Annotated in this window: 16 protein-coding genes and 1 tRNA gene; 3 read left to right on the top strand and 14 right to left on the bottom strand. The window is 72.4% G+C overall.

What is annotated here, in order from left to right; all coding sequences use genetic code 11:
- Positions 1-3: 3 nt before the first annotated feature.
- From ACXN5W_RS26960 to ACXN5W_RS26910, 11 genes are all read right to left on the bottom strand, one after another.
- Complete coding sequence (locus tag ACXN5W_RS26960; RefSeq protein WP_473161193.1) at positions 4-231, bottom strand: hypothetical protein; 228 nt, start codon at positions 229-231, stop codon at positions 4-6.
- Positions 231-1,040, bottom strand: coding sequence for a methyltransferase domain-containing protein (locus ACXN5W_RS26955; protein WP_473161192.1), 810 nt, complete (start codon positions 1,038-1,040; stop codon positions 231-233). Before ACXN5W_RS26955 ends, ACXN5W_RS26960 begins: the two co-directional genes overlap by 1 nt.
- On the bottom strand, positions 1,037-1,765 hold the full coding sequence (locus ACXN5W_RS26950; RefSeq protein WP_473161191.1) for an ABC transporter ATP-binding protein: 729 nt from the start codon (positions 1,763-1,765) through the stop codon (positions 1,037-1,039). The genes ACXN5W_RS26955 and ACXN5W_RS26950 overlap by 4 nt, the downstream gene beginning before the upstream one ends.
- The gene (locus tag ACXN5W_RS26945) at positions 1,765-2,505 is read right to left on the bottom strand and encodes an ABC transporter ATP-binding protein (RefSeq protein ID WP_473161190.1); all 741 of its coding nucleotides are present in this window, start codon (positions 2,503-2,505) and stop codon (positions 1,765-1,767) included. The genes ACXN5W_RS26950 and ACXN5W_RS26945 overlap by 1 nt, the downstream gene beginning before the upstream one ends.
- Positions 2,502-3,521, bottom strand: coding sequence for a branched-chain amino acid ABC transporter permease (locus ACXN5W_RS26940; RefSeq protein ID WP_473161189.1), 1,020 nt, complete (start codon positions 3,519-3,521; stop codon positions 2,502-2,504). Before ACXN5W_RS26940 ends, ACXN5W_RS26945 begins: the two co-directional genes overlap by 4 nt.
- A complete protein-coding gene (locus tag ACXN5W_RS26935; RefSeq protein WP_473161188.1) occupies positions 3,518-4,408 on the bottom strand; it encodes a branched-chain amino acid ABC transporter permease in 891 nt (296 codons plus the stop codon). Before ACXN5W_RS26935 ends, ACXN5W_RS26940 begins: the two co-directional genes overlap by 4 nt.
- Entirely contained in the window at positions 4,408-5,595 is a 1,188-nt protein-coding gene (locus tag ACXN5W_RS26930) for an ABC transporter substrate-binding protein (RefSeq protein WP_473161187.1), read from the bottom strand. The genes ACXN5W_RS26935 and ACXN5W_RS26930 overlap by 1 nt, the downstream gene beginning before the upstream one ends.
- A 104-nt stretch (positions 5,596-5,699) precedes the next feature.
- Complete coding sequence (locus tag ACXN5W_RS26925) at positions 5,700-6,104, bottom strand: roadblock/LC7 domain-containing protein (RefSeq protein ID WP_473161186.1); 405 nt, start codon at positions 6,102-6,104, stop codon at positions 5,700-5,702.
- Positions 6,101-8,596: a sensor histidine kinase gene (locus ACXN5W_RS26920; protein ID WP_473161185.1), complete on the bottom strand. Its 2,496-nt coding sequence runs from the start codon at positions 8,594-8,596 to the stop codon at positions 6,101-6,103. Before ACXN5W_RS26920 ends, ACXN5W_RS26925 begins: the two co-directional genes overlap by 4 nt.
- A gap of 248 nt (positions 8,597-8,844) precedes the next feature.
- Complete coding sequence (locus tag ACXN5W_RS26915; protein ID WP_473161184.1) at positions 8,845-9,477, bottom strand: helix-turn-helix transcriptional regulator; 633 nt, start codon at positions 9,475-9,477, stop codon at positions 8,845-8,847.
- A gap of 325 nt (positions 9,478-9,802) precedes the next feature.
- Positions 9,803-11,092 carry a cytochrome P450 gene (locus tag ACXN5W_RS26910; protein ID WP_473161183.1) on the bottom strand — a complete coding sequence of 430 codons (1,290 nt, stop codon included), beginning with the start codon at positions 11,090-11,092 and terminating at the stop codon, positions 9,803-9,805.
- 403 nt (positions 11,093-11,495) lie between these two features.
- Between ACXN5W_RS26910 and ACXN5W_RS26905 the strand changes: the two genes are divergently transcribed.
- The gene (locus ACXN5W_RS26905) at positions 11,496-11,789 is read left to right on the top strand and encodes a hypothetical protein (RefSeq protein WP_473161182.1); all 294 of its coding nucleotides are present in this window, start codon (positions 11,496-11,498) and stop codon (positions 11,787-11,789) included.
- Complete coding sequence (locus ACXN5W_RS26900) at positions 11,789-14,071, top strand: bifunctional polysaccharide deacetylase/glycosyltransferase family 2 protein (RefSeq protein WP_473161181.1); 2,283 nt, start codon at positions 11,789-11,791, stop codon at positions 14,069-14,071. The genes ACXN5W_RS26905 and ACXN5W_RS26900 overlap by 1 nt, the downstream gene beginning before the upstream one ends.
- A gap of 28 nt (positions 14,072-14,099) precedes the next feature.
- Here ACXN5W_RS26900 and ACXN5W_RS26895 read toward each other — a convergent pair whose 3' ends face one another.
- Positions 14,100-15,884, bottom strand: coding sequence for a proline--tRNA ligase (locus ACXN5W_RS26895; RefSeq protein WP_473161203.1), 1,785 nt, complete (start codon positions 15,882-15,884; stop codon positions 14,100-14,102).
- A 513-nt stretch (positions 15,885-16,397) separates the two neighbouring features.
- Positions 16,398-17,414 (bottom strand): glycoside hydrolase family 6 protein, encoded by a 1,017-nt coding sequence (locus ACXN5W_RS26890; protein ID WP_473161180.1) that lies wholly within the window; start codon positions 17,412-17,414, stop codon positions 16,398-16,400.
- 176 nt (positions 17,415-17,590) lie between these two features.
- On the opposite strand from ACXN5W_RS26890, the gene ACXN5W_RS26885 reads away from it, so the two are divergent.
- Positions 17,591-17,857 (top strand): DUF6458 family protein, encoded by a 267-nt coding sequence (locus ACXN5W_RS26885; RefSeq protein ID WP_473161179.1) that lies wholly within the window; start codon positions 17,591-17,593, stop codon positions 17,855-17,857.
- A gap of 369 nt (positions 17,858-18,226) precedes the next feature.
- Here ACXN5W_RS26885 and ACXN5W_RS26880 read toward each other — a convergent pair.
- Positions 18,227-18,302 (bottom strand) — tRNA-Gly (locus tag ACXN5W_RS26880).
- Positions 18,303-18,464: the final 162 nt, after the last annotated feature.

Here is an 18,464-nt window from a genome sequence, read left to right as displayed (position 1 = left end):
CGATCAGCGGTCGGAAACCCGACACGTGCCATCGCGTCGGTACGCCCAGCACCCGGCGGCCGACGCACCGCCGCGACGGTACGCCCAGAACCCGACAGCCAACCCGCCACCAGCCACCAGGAGCAGCGGCAACCGGCGGTCCGGCAGCACCAGCACGGCGCCGAGCGGACTGGCCAGCGCCACCGGCGCGAACAGCAGGCTGCCCAGCACCAGCGCCGGACCGGGCCGCATCAGTGGCGGCGGGCGGTGCCGGGCCGGCGTCCTCGGGTGGAGACGAACTGGTACGACATGGCGGCGAAGTTCGGATTGCGGGTCAACTCGCGGAACGCCCGCAGCTGCCCCATGGACAGTCCCGCGGCCAGCAACTCGGGCTCCAACTGCCGGCTGTTCGTCTCGTGCAGCGACAGGCCCGACGAACCGCCCCGCCAGCTCTCCGAATGCGTCACCGTGTCGACGTCGACCAGCCCGGCCTGGCACATTTCGGTATGTACCCCCTGTGCCCAGTCCATCGAGGCGCCGTGCGACTGGAGGGTCGTCAGGATCGTCTCCATCACCAGGGTGAACAGCTTCGCCGAGTCGTCATCCGGCGCGGCCAGCACCCGCAGTGGGGTGGAGCAGTCGAACTCCTCCACCACCAGCCAGCCGCCGGGCGCCAGCGTGCCGGTGAGTTTGCGCAGCACCCGCTGCCGTTCCGGCAGGTGCAGCAGGAGCAACCGGGCGTGGATCAGCTCGAACGGGCCGCCGGGTGGCGGATCGGTCCGGACATCGTGCCGGCGTACCACCAGGTTCGGCGCGGGCGCCAGGTGCTGCGGGTCCAGGTCCGTGGCGACCACCAGGCCGGTCCGGCCGACAGCGTCGGCGAGCACCCGGGCGATCGACCCACCGCCGGCGCCCACCTCCCAACACGTGGTGCCCGGCAGCAGCAGCGGCGGGGTGAGCCGGCGCACGGTCACCGGGTCCAGGAACGACTCCAGGGCGTTCATCTGGGCCCCGGCCTGGGGGGAGGCGTTGTCGAAGGTGTAGTCGGGTTCCACGGTCATCGCCATCTCCTGGGTGAGGGGTTGAGCATCTCCTCGACGGGCGCGAGATCCGCCTGGACCTCCGCCACGGGGTGGTCGTACACCAGCCGGCCGTATTCCAGGACCGCGACCCGATCGGCCACCTGGATGGCGTGGTGCAGTTGCTGCTCGATCAACAGCACGGTCAGCCCGGTACCGGCCAGCTCGGTGACCAGCCCCCGGATCCGGTCGGCGAGCCCGGTCGCCAACCCTTCGCAGGGCTCGTCGAGCAGCAGCACCCGGGGTTGGGTCAGCAGCGCCCGGCCGATGGCCAGCATCTGCTGCTCGCCACCGGAGAGCTGGTCACCCCGGTGCCGGTCGCGCTCGCCGAGCCGGGGCAGCAACTCCAGCACCCGGTCGACCGTCCACGCGGGCGCGCTCCGGGACCGCCGCCGGGAGGAGGCGGCGGCCAGCGCCAGGTGTTCGCCGACGGTCAGCCGGGGGAACACCCGCCGGCCCTGTGGCACCAGACCGACACCGGCGCGGGCCGCCCGGTACGCCGGCAGCCCGGCCAACCGCGTGCCGTCCAGCTCGATCCGACCCGCGTACGGCGGCAGCAGTCCGGCGATCGCGTTGACCAGCGTGCTCTTGCCGGCGCCGTTGCGCCCGACCACCGCCTGCACCGAACCGGTCGGCACCTCCAGCGTCACCTCGTGCAACGCGATGCCGCCGTCGTAACCGGCGACCAACCGGTCCACCCGCAGCATCAGGCGTCTCCCGTTCCGAACGCCAACGCCAGCGCGGGCGAGTTCTGGATCTCGACCGGCGGGCCGGAGGCCAGCACCCGACCGTCGCGCAGCACGGTCACCACGTCGGCCAGGCTGTAGACCAGGTCGAGCCGGTGCTCGACCAGCAGCACGGCGACGGTGCGGGGCAGCGCCGCGAGGAGCTGGACGAGGTCCTCGGTGTCCCGGGCCGACAGGCCGGCGGCCGGCTCGTCCAGCAGCAGCAGCCGGGGGCGCCCGGCCAGCGCCATCGCGATCTCCAGTTGCCGCCGCTGCCCGTGCGACAGGTGCCCCGCCGGGCGTCGGGCATGGTCGGCCAGCCCCAGCCGGGCCAGCAGACCGACGGCCGGACGCCGGACCCGCTGGCCGTACCGACCCGGCCGCCAGGCGGCGCGCCCGACGTGCGGCAGCGCCGCCACCATCACGTTGTCCAGCACGCTGAGGCTGGGCCAGACGGCAGGCCGCTGGTGGATCCGGCCGATGCCGAGCCGGGCCCGGCCGGCGGGGCCGGTGCGGGTGACGTCCCGGTCCGCGAACACCACCCGGCCCCGGTCGGGTCGCTGGGCGCCGCCGATCAGGTCGAGCAGCGTGCTCTTGCCCGCACCGTTCGGCCCGATCAGCGCGTACCGCTGACCGTCGGCGATCCGCAGGTCCACCCCGTCGACCACGGTGAGCGATCCGTACCGCCGGGTCAGTCCCGTGGCGGTGAGCACGTCCGTCATCCGTCGGATCCTCGCCGGGCGGTGGCGGACGACCGCGCCGCCCCGGTGCCCGGTCCGCGCCGGTCGAGCCAGCCGGCGTACCGGCGCAGCGCGGGGCGGGGACCGCCGAAACCGGCCGGGAACAGGTACGCGGTGAGCACGAACGCGGCGCCCAGCACCAGCGGGGTGTACCCGGGCAGCGCGCCGGACAGCCAGTCCCGGGCGGCGATGACCAGGGCGGCGCCGACCAGCGCGCCGGTCATCGACACCACCCCGCCGATGACCACGCCGAGCAGCAGCAGCGCCGAGGTGTCGAAGTCGAAGTCGGCGGGTGAGACGTACTGCTGGACGGTCACCAGCAGCGACCCGGCGACCCCGGCGACCGCCCCGGCCAGCACGTACGCCCCGGCCAGATAGACCGGTACCGGGTGGCCGCTGGCCCGCAGCCGGCGCTCGTCGTCGCGGCCGGCCCGCAGCACCGCGCCGGCCGGTGTCCGCAGCACCGCGAGCACGACGAACAGCACCGCGGCCACCACCGCCAGGGTGTAGAGGTAGCGCGCCCGGTCGGTCTCCAGCAGCGGCATCCCCCACACCGGCCGGACCGGGACGATGGCGGCCAGGCCGTCCGAGCCGCCCGTGACCGAGCGCCAGCGACTGGCCGCGGTAGCCACCAGTTCGCCGATGGCCAGGGTGATCATCAGGACCACCACACCCCGGGCGTGTACCACGAGGGGGATGGTGAGCAGTCCGAACAGCGCGCCCACCACGGCCCCGGTGGCGACCAGCACCAGACCGACCTGCTGACCGTGCCCGGCCAGCAGCGCACAGGTGTACGCGCCCGCGGCGTACGGCCCGGTCTGACCGAGCGTCGGCAGGCCGGCGATCCCGGTGAGCAGCGCGACGCTCAGTCCGACCAGCCCGAGCACCAGCGTGCGGGCCAGCAACGAGGTGGTGTAGTCGTCGGCGGACCACGGCACCGCCAGGGCCGCCACCGCCACGGCGGCCCCGGCGATCCGGCGCCCGGGTGGTGTCCTCACCGCAGCCGCCAGCGCCGGACCGGGCCGCCGGACCGGACCGCCAGCGTCACGGCCATGGCCGCGAACACCAGGAACGGTGCGGCCGACGGCAGCAGCGCCACCCCGAGGGTCTGGATCTCCCCCACGGCCAGCGCGGCGAGCAGCGTGCCGGCGACCGAGCCGATCCCACCGAGCACCACGATCACCAGGGAGAGCAGCAGTATCGTGCCGGCCGTGCCCGGACCGGGCCCGATGATCGGCGCCCCGAGCACCCCGGCGACCCCGGCGAGCGCACCGGCCACGGTCAGCACGCCGAGGCGTACCCGGGACGGGTCGACCCCCAGGGCCGCCACCATCTCGGCGTCGTCGACGGCGGCCCGGACCAGCATGCCGGCCCGGCTCCGGGCGACGGCCAGGTAGAGCAGCGCCGCGATCAGGCCGGCGACGGCGATGAACACCAGCCGGTACGCGGCGTACCGGTGCCCGGCCAGCGACACCCCCTGATCGAGTGCCGCCGGCACCCGCGTCGGCAGCTCGTTCGGTCCGAACGCGCTGACCAGCAGGCTGCCGCCGGCGAGCGCGGCGCCGAAGGTGAGCAGCGCCTGGGTGAGGTGGTCACGGTCGGCGACCGGGGCGAGCAGGACGGCCACCACCCCACCCGCGGCGGCCGCCGCGACGGTGCCGACGAGCACCGCGAGCAGCAGGCCGGTCCACCCGCCGTCCATCAGGGCGGCGGCCGTGTACGCGCCGATCGCGAACAGCGTGCCGTGGGCGAGGTTGAGGATGTTCGCCACGCCGAAGCAGAACACCAGTCCGGCGGCGGCGACGAACATCAGCAGCCCGTAGGCTACCCCGTCGACCGCGGGTACGAGATAGGCGTCCAGCCGGCCGGCTGCGAGCGCCGACATCACTGCCCGACGGTCGCCAGGTCACCGACGACCGTGTTGGACAGCGCCCGGCCGTCCTGCCGGACCTGCCGGAGGTACCACTTCTGCACCGGCGAGTGGGTGGTCCGGGAGAACTGCCAGGTGCCGCGCGGGCTGTTGATCTGGCCCAGCCCGCCGATCGCGGTGTTGATCGACTCGGCGGTGGGATGGTCGCCGGCGGCCCCGACGGCCCGGTCGAGCACGGCCGCGGCGTCGTACGAGGCCATCGCGTACGTGGTGGGCGAGCCGTCGTGGTTGGCCTTCCACGCCGCCACGAAGGACCGGTTCTCGGCGTTGTCCAGGTCGGGCGAGTAGTTGAGCACCGAGTAGATGTTCTTCGCGGCGGCGCCCTGGGCGTTGAGCACACCACCCTCGGTGAGGAAGCCCGCGGCGTACAGCGGGATGTCCCTGGCCTCCGACTGCGCGTACTGCTTCACGAAGTCGACGGCCGCGGACCCGGCGTAGAAGGTGTAGACGGCGGCCGCCCCGGACGCCTTGATCTGGGCGAAGTACGGGGTGAAGTTGGTGGTGGCCGGGAACGGCGTCCACCGGGTCTTGCCGTCCGGGTTGGCCAGTTTGCCGCCGGTCCCGGTGAACGCGTCGGTGAAGCCCTTCAGTTCGTCCCAGCCGCCCTGGTAGTCGGGTCCGATGGCGTACACCGGACCGTTGACCTTGTCCTTGATGTGTTGGGCGATCGCGGCGCCCGGTTCCTCGGACAGGTAGGACGTGTGCCAGACCCGCGTCACGTCCTTGAGTTCGGGGCGGGCGTTCGAGCCGATCAGCGGCACCTTCGCCTGCTCGGTGAGCGGGATGACGGCGGCGGCCGACCCACCGCCGACGATGCCGGTGAGGGCGACCACCTTGTCCTGCTTGAGCAGCTTGGTGGCGGCCGGTACGGCGGTGGGGGCGCCGTTGCCCTCGTCGGCGATGACGAGCTGCACCGGGTGTCCGCCGAGCTTGTTGTCGTGGCTGGACAGGTAGAGCTGGAAGCCGTCGCGGATGTCCGTGCCCACGGCCTGGTACGTCCCGGACAGCGACGCCAGCAGGCCGATCTTGATGGTCTCCGATGATCCACCACCGGCCTTGTCGGCGCAGGCGGTGACCGTGAGGCCGAGGGCCACCAGCGCCGCGGTGAGCACCCGGCGCCGCTGACGGTGCGTTGCAGGCATGTTGTCTCCAGGGGAAAGAGGGGAGGGATGATCTGGTTCGGGGTGGGGCCTCCGGGCCGGGGATGGCCGACGCGGGGCGGGGCGGGACTGGGCGGGGCTGGACGTCAGCGGCGGTGTGCCATGGCGGCCCTGGCGGCCGGGGTCAGCACGTCCCCGATCTGGTTCGCCAACTCGGCCATCTCGTAGGAGACCTTGCCGACGTCACAGGTCGGGGCGGCGAGCACCAGCAGCGACGCACCGTCGTTGAAGGCCATCGAGAACATGAAGCCGCCCTCCAACTGCGTCACGTTGGAGATCACCGCGCCGGCCTCGAAGAAGTTCGCGGCACCGCGCAGCAGGCTGACCAGACCGCTGCCGGTGGCCGCCAGCTGGTCGGCCCGGTCGGGGGGCAGGTTGCGGGTCGCCGCCACCATCAGCCCGTCGCTGGAGATGGCGATGGCGTGGCTGACGTCGACGGCCCGCTCGGCGAAGTTGTCCAGCATCCAGCCGAGATCCTGATGGTTCGTCACCTGCTGCTCCCTGTCGCGTCACTGGTTGCGGAGATGGTTGCCGGTGCCGGCCGCCGGGTCGTCACGCCGCGGGCGTACGCGGCCATCGCGTTGGCCACCTGCGTCGGGTCCCGGCGTTCCGGCTGGCTCTGCCCGGACGGATCGATCGCACCGGGTACGAGGTGACGCTGCGGCTGCCGCCGGGGCAGGCCGGACGCCGTGGTGTCGACGATCTCGGGAGCGGTCGCGGCCGAGGCGACCCGCCAGCCGTCGTCGGCCGGTGTGGCCCAGCCGGTGCTGTCCCGGCCGTTACCGAGGTCCGCCTGGAACCAGTTGTTGACCTGCTGGAAGATCACCAGTTCCTCCGTCGGATCGTCACCACGGACGCTCGCCGCCCCGGCGGCCTGGAAGACCGGGGCGATGCGGGGCGGCTCGGGATGCCCGGACCGGGGTTGGCCGGGTCCGGTGGGCGCGGGTGCCGGGCCGGCCGGTGCGGTCCGGCGGGTCGACGGTCCGGCGTTCAGGGCCGGCCGGTCGGTGCCCCGGCCCGGTCGGTCCATGACCCGGCTCGGTCGTTCGCCGCCCCGGTCGGGCCGGTCGGCGAGCCGGCCGGGCGCGATCGCGTACTCCTCCGGCGGCAGGGACCTGATCAGCGTCGCCGGCAGGGCGACCTCGGCGATGGTGCCGAGCCTCGGCCCGGGACGCAGTTGCACCGTGACGCCCAGCCGGCGGGCGAGTTGGCCGACCACGACCAGCCCCATCGCGCGCACCGCGGCGACGTCGGTGTCGGGCGGGTTGACCAGCAGTTCGTTGAGCTGCTCGATGCGCCGGGTGGAGAGGCCGACGCCCTCGTCGCTGACCTGGATGACCACCCGGTCGCCGAGGCTGCGGGCGGTCACCCACGACTCGGTCTCCGGCGGGGAGTAGGCGGTGGCGTTGTCCATCAGTTCGGCGAGCAGGTGGACCACCTCGTCGACCTTCTCGGCCACCACCGCCACGTCGCCGTCGACCACGCCCAGCCGGATCCGTGGGTACTGCTCGATCTGCGACAGCGCGGCCTGGAGCACGTTCTGCAGCGGTACGTTGTCGTGCCGTACCCGCCCCACCCCGGCACCGCCGAGCACCAGCAGGCTGGAGTTGATCCGGCCCATCCGGGTCGCCAGGTTGTCCAGCTTGTAGAGCTGCTGGAGTCGTTCCGGGTCAGTCTCGTCGCGTTCCACCAGGTCGACCTGGGCCAGCACCGCGTCCACCAGGCGCTGCTCGCGCCGGCTCAGGTGGACGAAGATGTCGGCGGTGTTCGCCCGCATCACCGCCTGCTCGGCGGCGGTCCGGACGGCGGCCCGGTGTACCGCGGTGAACGCCTGTCCGACCTCGGCTATCTCGTCGTCGCTGGACGGCTCGATGACCTGGGCGGACTGCCGGGCCAGCTCGTCCGGGTCCACCCCGGCGCTCTCCGCGCTGCGCAGCCGGGCCACCGTGGCGGGCAGCTGGTCGAACGCCACGGTGTTCGCGGCGTCCCGCAGCCGGTGCAGGCGACGGGTGATCTGCCGGGCCACCGCCCAGGTGACCAGCACGGTCAGCAACAGCGCCAGGATCACGCCGGCGGTCTCGGCCAGGGCCCGCCGGCGCTGGGCGTCGCGGTCGGCCCGCACCTCGGCCAGCACGGCCGAGTCGACCCGCTGCTGCACCTCGAACAGTCGGGCGGACCAGTCCTGGGTGGCGCCGATCCAGGCGTCGGTGTCGAGCCGCATCCGGGTGCCGGGCTGGGCCCGGGAGACCTGGTCCTGCAACCGTTGCAGGGCGAGGGCCTCCTCGCCGCTGCCGGCCCGCTCCCACCAGGACGCCCAGCCGGGCTGGGCCAGGTCGAGGAAGGAGAGGCTGGCGTCGGTGAAGCTGGTACGGGCGGCCGTGATGTCCTGCTGCATCGATGCGGTGAGCTGCCCGGCCGCCACCGCCCGCAGCACGGCGATCTGCTGCTGGCCCACGGCCTCGCCGCTCTCGGCGAGCGCCGCCGCGGCCCGGATCCCGTCGGCGACCTTGGCGTTGACCACGCCCTGCGCCAGGCTTTCCCGGTAACTGAGCAGGTCGGCGATGACGATGCGGTAGCTGAACGTCATCGCCGACACGGAGGCGTGGGCCGCGGTGCGTACCTGGGCACGCAGTGACGGCAGCGCGGTCAGCTCGTCGTCGATCCTGGTCAGCGTGGCCCGGAGGTTGTCCGGGATGGTGGGTACGTGGTTCCCGTCGGTGCGGTAGCGCCCCATCGCCGCGTCGGTGTCGGCCACCATCCGCGTGTAGACGTCCAGTTCCTCCGGGGAGGAGTCGGAGGCGAGCAGGGTGGCCGCGGCGACGCGCTCCCGCTGGAGCCGGTAGGCCAGGCCACTGGCGTCGGCGCCCAGTTGGGACAGCGCCTCCAGGTTGCCGGCCCGGACCGTCTGGCGGGCGCTGTCGGCGAGCGCGAGGCCGGCGAATCCGATCACGGCGACCAGGGGAGCCGCGACGATGAGGCGCATCCGGGCGGCGATCTTCCAACCCCGCCGGCGGGGCGAGTATGGCCGGACCGCGTGGGATCTGGTGTTCGACGCCAAGAGTCACCCCACGAGCTATCGGCAATTTTCTATCTGCGTGTTGCGGTCAGCAAATCCCATTGCGCCGGACCGGACAGCCCGGGAACAGGGTTCGACGTGGTACAAACAGCTCGTACCAGCATCTGTACCCAGATCGTCACGCTCGGCTACCGCCGGTGGCCCACCCGGGAGGATCAGTGGTGCCGACCCGCGCCGAGCGTGCCGGGTCGACCCGTGCCGAGCGCTGCCCGGCGTCCGACGTCGAGCGCCGGACCACCGCTGCGGCCGGGATCGGCCGGTGGCAGGTGGTCGTAGAGCATCTCGTCGACCAGTTGCCGCAGTTCGTCGAGGGCCGCCGCCACGGACCGGACGTCGCCGCCGACCGGGACACCGCTGCCGACCGGGACACCGCTGCCGGACCGGACGTCATCGCCGGACCGGACGCCCGGACCGGCGGGCGGGGACGCGGAGCGCCGGGGGCCCCGGTCACCCGGGCGTTGACCGCGCCGGTCCGGCGCCGACGGCATCGGGTCCACCGCCCGGGGGCCACGGCGGCCGTCGGCGGCCAACTGCTCGGCGGCCACCCCGGGCCACAGCGCAGCCAGTCGACCGTCGGTGTCGAGCGCATCGTCGCAGCGGACCGCGAACTCGGCGCTGCCGTAGCGACGCCCGGCCTCCACCGCGGCCACCGTCTCGCGGCTGAACCGGATCCGGTCCGCCAGGGCACGCTGCGTCAAACCTCGCTGGATCCGCCACCGCCGCAACTCCCAGCGGAACTGACGGCTGGCCGCCAACTCCGCCGCGGCACACGGGACCACACCGTCCATGCGCTCACCTCCGGGTATCGCCATACAGCCGGGCGGCGAACCGGATCTGGATCGGCAATCCGCCAAGCATTGGCCGGGGCCAATTCTTAACCCTTCCCGGTACGGGTGTGAAGACGTACGGGCCGACAATGTTTGATCGACTGACGAATGTCCCGGATGTGCGCGTCTTTTTCTCGCCACCCGGATGACACCCGTGGAACGCTCGGGCCCGCGGGCGTCACCCGGTTGACGTCCGGGTACCGCCCGCGGGCCCCCCACCTGCGGTCCGTTTGCCGGTCCGGACCGCGGCTGTCCTGTCTGAACCGTCGATTTCCGCCGGCCGGCGCTAGGCTGCCTCGACCGCCGGGAGCACGGCCGTACCGCCTTGACGCGCTCCGGCGGGAACGTCGATATCCATTACCGCGGGTAGTTCTCGATGTGCACGAAATGCAAAGTTCGGTTTGTAGGAACGGGCATATCCTGGTGCGATTCGAAGCCCCGGAATCGCCTCGGCCATCCGCGTCAGCGCCACCTCGGCCTCCAATCTGGCCAGGGCCGCCCCGATACAGAAGTGCGGGCCGTACCCGAAGGACAGGTGGTCCCGGCCGGACCGGTGCGGGTCGAACGCCTCGGGGTTGTGGTAGACGGCCGGATCCCGGTTCGCCGCGCCGATGAGCAGAAGACAACGGGCACCGGCCGGGATGGTGACATCACCCAACGTGACCGGCTGGAGGGTCAGCCGCAGCCAGCCGTCGATCGCCGGGGTGAGCCGGAGCGTCTCGGCGACGAAGCCCGGCACGAGGGTGGGGTCGGCGACCAGCGCCAGCCACCGGTCCGGCTCGGTGAGCGCCAGGTCCAACATGTGCGCCAGCAGACCGGCCGTGGTCTCGTGCCCGGCGACCAGCAGGTTGAACGCCATGCTCGCCACCTCGGCCCGGGTCAGCACCTCGTCGTCGCCGCCCCGGTAGCGCAGGGCCCGGCTGACGAAGTCGTCACCCCGGTACCCCTGCCGCAGTCGCCTGTCGACCAGATCCTGGCAGTACCGCCAGAAGTCGAGCAGGCCACGGGCCAGCCGGACCTGTTCGGCGGGCTCGGGATGGCCCCAGATCAGCGCGATCTGCCCGTCCGACCAGGACTTGACCCGGGTGAACTCCTCCTCGGGTACGCCGAGGATGTCCAGCACCACCCGCAGCGGCAGGTCGGCGGCGAAGTCGGTGACCAGGTCGACCCGTTCGCCGTGCCGGGCGGTCAGCCGCGTCACCAGCTCGTCGACGCGTCGGCGGACGATCGGGCCGTACTGCGCCTCGACCCGGCGGTCGGTGTTGGCGAACGTGGCCCGCAACGCCTGCCGGGTACGCGGGTGCGTCGGCGGGTCGGCCGCCGCGGTCACCGGTGGCGCGTCGAGTTGGGCGAGCAGCGCCAGCGCCTCCGGGACGGGGTTGTACGTCGGTAGCAGAGTCAACGAGTTCGCGAAGGTGCCCGGGTCACCCAGGGCCCGGCGGACGTATTCGTGCCGACTGATCAGCCAGAGACCCAGGTCCTCGGCGTGGTGGGCCCCGGCCCGGTCATCGAGAAGGCGCCGCCAGATGATCCCCGGATCGGTGAGATACGCGCCAGAGAATGGATTGAGTTGCATCGCCGGCTCCCCTTTGCCGTGGGACTGGCAGGCAACACCCACTCCGAGCCGGACCTGAGCCGGATCCCCGGATTACCGTTCGCCGCCCCTCCCGCCGCTGTTGCTACATACAGTGCACCTTTGGTTACGGCAAGTCAATACATTCGCGTTCATCGTTCCAGAAGGAGCATCCTGGAGGAAATCGGCGGATCTTCAAAGAAAGCATTTCTCACAATTCATTCGCAAACTTGCCTCCCGCAACTTGCCAATCCCAACACCCACTCCGCCCGCGCCGGGTCAGCCCCGCCGGGCAGCCGCCGGGCAACCACCCCGACCACGTGGACCAGCCCAGCCGACAGCCGCCCGACCCAAAGATCCGGCTGGCGAGGTTAGTTGATCAACTCTGGCGGCGATAAGAACATTCATGTTGGATGGCAAAGATTTTGTCGGCCGGGCCCCGGTACCCGGGCAGCCCTCGGGGACCCGGCCACGCCGGGACGACGCCGCCGTGGCACGCGGGGTCGCCACCCGGCCCGACGTCGGCACCCGACTGATCCGACCGCCCGACGTCACCGACGCGATCTTCGTGGACCACTCGGGCCGGCGCGGCCGGACCGTGCGCCGCCTGGTGTCCGTGCTGCTCACCGTGGTACTGCTGCTGGTCGGCGTGCTGTGGCTGAGCCAGGCGGGCGTGCTCGGCGTACCCGGACTCGGCTGATGGCCGTCTGGCGCGGCCGGGACCGGGTGGCCGACACCGACGCCATCGCGCTGCCCGTGGCCGGCCCGAAGCGGCGGGGCCGGGCCGGACGGCGCTGGCGGGCCGGACGGCGCTGGTTCCTCGCGGCGCTGGCCACCGTCATCCTGCTGAACGTCCTCGTCGTCGCCGCCTACGCGAACTCGCGTTTCACCCCGGACAACACCGCCTACACCGAAGGGGCGGACGGAGCCGTCCCGGCCACGATCCGCGACGGCGGTCCGGTGGTCGACACCCGCGCCGGCCGGGTCGGCTCCGCCAGCCTGCCGGCCAGGACCATCGCGCTCACCTTCGACGACGGCCCCGATCCGGTGTGGACGCCGCGGATCCTGGAGGTCCTCGACCGGTACGACGCGCCGGCCACCTTCTTCGTGCTCGGCTCGCAGGTCAGCCGCAATCCGGACCTGGCCCGCGCCATGGTCCGGCAGGGCCACGAACTCGGCATCCACACCTTCACCCACCCGCAACTGGTCGAGGTGCCGTCCTGGCGGCGCCGGCTGGAGTACGCGCAGACCCGCGCCGCCATCGCGTACACCACCGGGGTGCGGACCTCGCTGGTCCGGCTGCCGTACTCCAGCGGGGTCGACGCGCTGGACGATGCGGGCTGGCCGGTGGTCCGCGAGGCCGGGCGGTGGGGCTACGTGTCGGTGTTCGAGGACACCGACAGCCAGGACTGGGCCCGGCCCGGCCCGGACGCGATCATCCGGAACGCCACCCCGAAGGGCGACCGGGGAGCCGTGGTCCTGCTGCACGACGCCGGCGGCGACCGCGCGCAGACGGTCGCCGCGCTGGAACGGTTCCTGCCGGAGATGAAACGGCGGGGCTACCGGTTCACCACCGTGTCGGCCGGACTGGCCGCCGCGAAACCCCCGGCCGACGCGAATCCCCGAACCGCCACGACCCCGCCGGGCACCGCGACCCCCGGGGCCGGCCCGGAACCCCGGTCCGACGCGCTCCTCACCGGCGTCACCGGACGGGCCGGGACCGCCGAGCGGATCCGGGGTGGACTGCTGGTCTGGGCGGTACGGATCGCCGACGGCATCCTCAGGCTGCTCTGGATCCTGCTGATCGCGGTGGGCGTACTCACCCTCACCCGTACCCTCCTGCTGTTCTTCTTCGCCCTGCGGCACTCCCGGCGACGACGCGCCCCCACCTGGCGCTGGGGACCCCCGGTCACCGAACCGGTCACGGTGCTCGTACCCGCGTTCAACGAGCGGGAGACCATCGCAGCGACCGTCCGGAGCCTGGCCGGCGGCAGCCATCCGGTGGAGGTGCTGGTGGTGGATGACGAGTCCGACGACGGGACGGCCGACGAGGTCGAGTCACTGGGGCTGCCGAACGTCCGGGTGGTCCGGGTGCCCGGCGGCGGCAAGGCCGCGGCGCTGAACGCCGGTGTCGCGCTGGCCCGGCACGAACTGCTGGTGATGGTGGACGCGGACACCGTCGTCGCGCCGGACGCCATCGCGCGGCTGGTGCAACCGTTCGCCGACCCGGCCGTGGGCGCGGTGGCCGGCAACGTCAAGGTGGGCAACCGGCGCCGGCTGATCGGCCGGTGGCAGCACATCGAGTACGTCATCGGGTTCAACCTGGACCGCCGGCTCTACGACACACTCAACTGCATGCCCACCATCCCGGGCGCGCTCGGCGCGTTCCGGCGGCGGGCGGTCCGCGAGGCCGGCGGGCTGAGCCGGGCCACCCTCGCCGAGGACACCGACCTCACCATGGCGCTGCACCGGGCCGGCTGGCGGGTGGTCTACGAGGAGACGGCGGTGGCCCGGACCGAGGTGCCGGACACCGTGCCACAGTTGTGGCGGCAGCGCTACCGGTGGAGCTACGGCACCATGCAGGCCATCTGGCGACACCGGCGGGCCATGGTCGAACGGGGACCGTCGGGCCGGTTCGGCCGACGGGGACTGCCGTTCATCACGCTCTTCTCGGTGCTGCTGCCCCTGCTCGCCCCCCTGCTGGACATCCTCGCCGTCTACGGCCTGTTCTTCCTGGACCGGACGGAGACACTGATCGCCTGGGTCGCCGTCCTGGTGATCCAGGTGGTGACGGCGGTGCTGGCGTTCCGGCTGGACCGGGAACCGCTGCGACCACTGTGGACGCTGCCCCTGCAACAGCTCGTCTACCGGCAGATCATGTACCTGGTCCTGGTCCACGCCGGTGCCACCGCGCTGAGCGGTGGACTGCTCAGGTGGCAGAAGCTACGCCGTACCGGCGAAGTCGCCGTCGCCGCGTCCTGACCCGCCGGGACCTGACTCCCCCGGCGGGTCAGCGCTGCGATAGCTCGCCCGGCAACTCCACCGGGGCGACCGCCCGGGAATCCAACTCCGCCCTCATCGCGGTGATCCGCCGGCTCAGCTCGCCGGCCACCTCGTCGAACGGCACCGTCGCCACCGCGCCGGTCACCCGGTCGCGCACCTCGGCCGCCCCGGCGGCCAGACCGCGCCGGCCGATGGTGACCCGCAGGGGCAACCCGATCACATCGGCGTCGGCGAACTTGACGCCGGCCCGCTCGTCCCGGTCGTCGAAGAGCACCTCCACCCCGGCCGCCCACGCCTCGGCGTAGATCCGCCGGGCGATCCCACCGGCCGCCGAGTCGAGGTCGTCGAGCAGGGTGAGGTGGACGTGGTACGGCGCGACGGTGATCGGCAGGCGCAGCCCCCGGTCGTCCCGGTGCTCCTCGGCCAGGCAGGCGAGCAACCGACCCACGCCGATGCCGTAGCAGCCCATGACCAGCGGGTTACGCCGGCCGTCGGCGTCCAGGAAGGTGGCGCCGAGGCTGGCCGAGTACCGGCTGCCCAACTTGAAGATCTGCCCCACCTCCACGCCCCGCGTCGTACGCAGCGCGTGACCGCAGACCGGACAGGCGTCGCCGGCCCGGGCGGCGGTGATGTCGCCGACGTGGTCGGCCAGGTAGTCCCGGCCCAGATTGACGTTGCGCAGGTGACAGCCCTCGCGGTTGGCGCCCGCCACCAGGTTCGTGGAGCGCGCGACCAACTCGTCGACGACGACCGTCGCGCCGCGCACCCCGACCGGCGACCCGTAGCCGGCCACCGCGCCGATCCCGGTGATCTCCTCCTCGGTCATCGGACGCAGCTCGACGGCCCCGATCAGATTGCCGATCTTGGTCTCGTTCGCCTCCATGTCGCCCCGGACGACCGCGACAACGTACTCGGTGCGGGCCGTACCGTCCGCCTCCTCGCGGTCGGTGGCCAGGAAGACCGCCTTCGCGGTCTCGGCCGCCGGCACGCCGAGGGTGGCACTGAGCGCGTCGATGGTGGTGACTCCCGGGGTGGCCACCTCGGTCGGCTCGCCGGCCGGCGCCGTGGACGGGTCCGGCTTGCGGAAGGTGGCGACCTCCCGGTTCGCGGCGAAACCGCAGGCGGAGCAGAGCAGCAGGGTGTCCTCGCCGATCGGCGTGAGGTACATGAACTCGTGCGCCATGCTGCCGCCCATCATGCCCACGTCGGACAGCACCGCCTCGACCGGAAGCCCGCACCGCCGGAAGATCGCGAAGTACGCGCGGTACTGGGCCCGGTACTGCGCCGCCAGGCCGGCCTCGTCCGCGTCGAAGCTGTACGCGTCCTTCATGATGAACTCGCGGACCCGGATCAGACCGGCGCGCGGACGCGGATCGTCCCGGAACTTGGTCTGAAGCTGGAAGGCCATCCGGGGCAACTGCCGGTACGACTCGATCTCGGACCGGCCGAGGAAGGTGACCAGTTCCTCGTGGGTCATCGCGAGCACCATGTCCCGGCCCCGACGGTCGCGGAACCGGGCCAGCTCCGAGCCGATCGTGAAGTACCGCCCGGACTGCTTCCACAGCTCGGCCGGGTTGACCACCGGCATCGACACCTCCTGCCCGCCGATCCGCTCCATCTCCTCCCGCAGCACCGCCTCGATCTTGCGGATCGTGCGCCACCCCAGCGGAAGATAGGCGAAGATGCCCTGCCCGACCTGACGCACCATGGCGGCCCGCTGGAGCATCCGGTGGCCCTCGGACTCCGAGCGGCCCGGTGCGGTGTGCAGCGTGGCGCCGAACATGGCCGACATCCTCATGGGAACTGCCCTTCCAATCGTCGAACGCTTCGGAAAATGCGCATCGGTCGTCGCGTGGGCAGCCGGGCACCGCCCGGGTCCGGGGATGGCCACGCGGCCTCAGATCACGAGTTCAAGGACGAGACCGGCCCGTGGCGTCGCAGGACGACACCGGGCCGTGCCGGTGAACTGCCGGCGGGCTCACCACCGGCCGTGCGCGGGAACTGCCGGTGGTCTTTACGACCGGCCGTGCGTAAGAGCTGCCGGCGGGTTCACCGATGAGGACAGATGCCGTCTCTCAGCGGGACGCCGGCGCGATAGGTCGCGGAGCGGGACGACGGGAGCAGACCGCGGGCATGCGTCGCGGCGTGCCGTGCGCGCTGCTCCTCATGGCCGTCACCTCCGGTCCCGATGGCCCCACCCTAGCGGACCACGCCGGGACCCGGGCACCGCATTTGCGCTGCCGGAAGGCGGCGTTATCCACTCTGCCGGGAGGCGGGGTTGTCCATCGCCGCCGGGACGCGGCGGTCAGCCAGCCGGGACGCGGGCGTCGGCGGCGGCCTTCCGGTCAGCCGCCGGCAGCCACGGCGCGTTCATGATCAGGGTACGGGCCTGGGCCGGTACGAAGACGCCGTTGCTGGTGTCGTCGCCGCACGGCCCGTCGGTCTCCCCCGGGCTCTTGATCCAGAGCAGCGCTGCCACCCGGTCCAGGCCCGGGTCGGTGGTCGGTGGTTGGCCCAGGCCCTGGCGGGCCGTATTGCACCAGTCGTCGTCCCGGGGCGGCGGCAACCCGTTGCGGGACGTGTCGATGACGGCCTCCCGGTCACCGACCAGGGCGGACAGCTCCACCGCCCACCGGTGACTGGCCGCCGTGGGCTGCCGGTTGGACACGTTCACCGAGAAGCCCTCGGCATACCCGATGCCGGCCGAGCGCAGCCGCCGGGCCGTCTCGGCCACACCGTTCCACCTTGGATGGCCGGCATCGAGATAAACGTAGTGACCGGCCTCCGCGAGCCGGCGGACGGTACCGGCCAGCAACGCCGCCCGATCGGCGTCGAAGCATTCCGAGGCGACCGCGTCGGGTTCCAGGATGATCGCGGCCCGGTTGCTGCCCAGCGTCGAGATGAGATCTCCGATCCACCGGCCGTACGCGGCGGCGTCCGGCGCGCCGGCATCGGGCCCCGCGCAGTCCAGATCCGGGATCCAGTACGCGGCCAGCACCGGCAGGGCATGCTGCCGACGCGCCTCGGCGAGTACCGGAGGCAGCTCCCTGACGTCATCCGGACCGGTCAGCCAGCGCACCTGCGGAGTCCGGACGATCGGGTCCAGCCACGCCGCCCGGTGCGCCCGCTGCCAGGCCGCCACCAAGGTGTCGCCGTCACGCAGCAGCCGGGCACCTCGGAACGGGTGCCGCAACGGCACGTACGACGGTTGGGTCCCGTGCGGTGCCGACCGCTCCCCGGCACAACCGCCCGGCGCCACGGCCAACAGGCCCGCGACGAGCAGAACCGCGACGAGTCGACGCGGCAGGCGGTGAACGGTCATCGAGGTGGACGTACCCACCGCAACGCCCTGCCCAACCCCGGGCCCACCGCAACGCCCTGCCCAACCCCGGACCCGGCGCCGGCCGACCGGCCCCGGGGTCCGGGCTCGGGGTTACCCGCACGGCCACCGGGGTACCTGCCCGGTGACAGCACATCACTCCCCCGAAGGAGGCTGTCATGGGTATCGGCGCAAGTGTCTTCCTGCTCGCCCTCGGCGCCATCCTGGTCTTCGCCCTGCACATCGATCTGGGCGGGGTCGACGTCCAGGTGATCGGCTGGATCCTGATGGCGTCCGGGCTACTCGGTCTGGTCGCGAGCACCCTGATCTGGGGACGGCGGCGCCAGGTCGTGACCACCGATCCGGCCCGGTATCGCGGCGAGCCGGTCGAGTACCGCACCGACGAGCCGGTGGAGTACCGACGGGAGACCGCTCCTCGGCTGTAGCCAGGTCCGCTGCCACCTCTGCCCGCTGCTGGCCAGATCCATTGCCAGCTTGACCCGCTGCTTGGCTGGATCTGTTGCTCGGGCCGGTTGCTCGGCGTCCGCTGGGCTCGGGGTCGGTTGCTCGGGGTCGGTTGCTCGGCGTCCCCGGGCTCGGTTGCTCGATGTTCCCCAGGCTCGGGGTCGGCTGCTCGATGTCCGCCGGCTCGGCGTGGGCTGCTCGATGTCCCCCGGCTCGGCATCGGTGGCTCAGCGTGGGTTGCTCGGCGTCGGTGCGGTGGGGGCAGGAGCGCCGGTGGCGGCAGGAGCGGCCGTCGACCGGGATGCTGGGCCGATACCGCCAGAGCCGAGGCCAGGGCTGGCGGGAAAGAGTGGAGCGGACGACGGGATTCGAACCCGCGACCCTCACCTTGGCAAGGTGATGCGCTACCAGCTGCGCTACGTCCGCGTGCCCGGCGAACCGGACGGACAGAAGTCTACCCGATGACAAGATCAGGTAGCCGCCACCCCGCCCGGCCGCGCGGGTCGCGGCGAATCTGGCGGCTCAGGCCATGGATCGTGGGGGCTTGTTTTTCCCTTCGGGGGAACAAAAAACCCCAAGCCAAAACAA

It is taken from the genome of Plantactinospora sp. A48 (assembly GCF_055793945.1).
The sequence above is the reverse complement of the archived record's forward strand: the minus strand, read 5'-3'. Positions and strand labels throughout refer to the sequence as shown.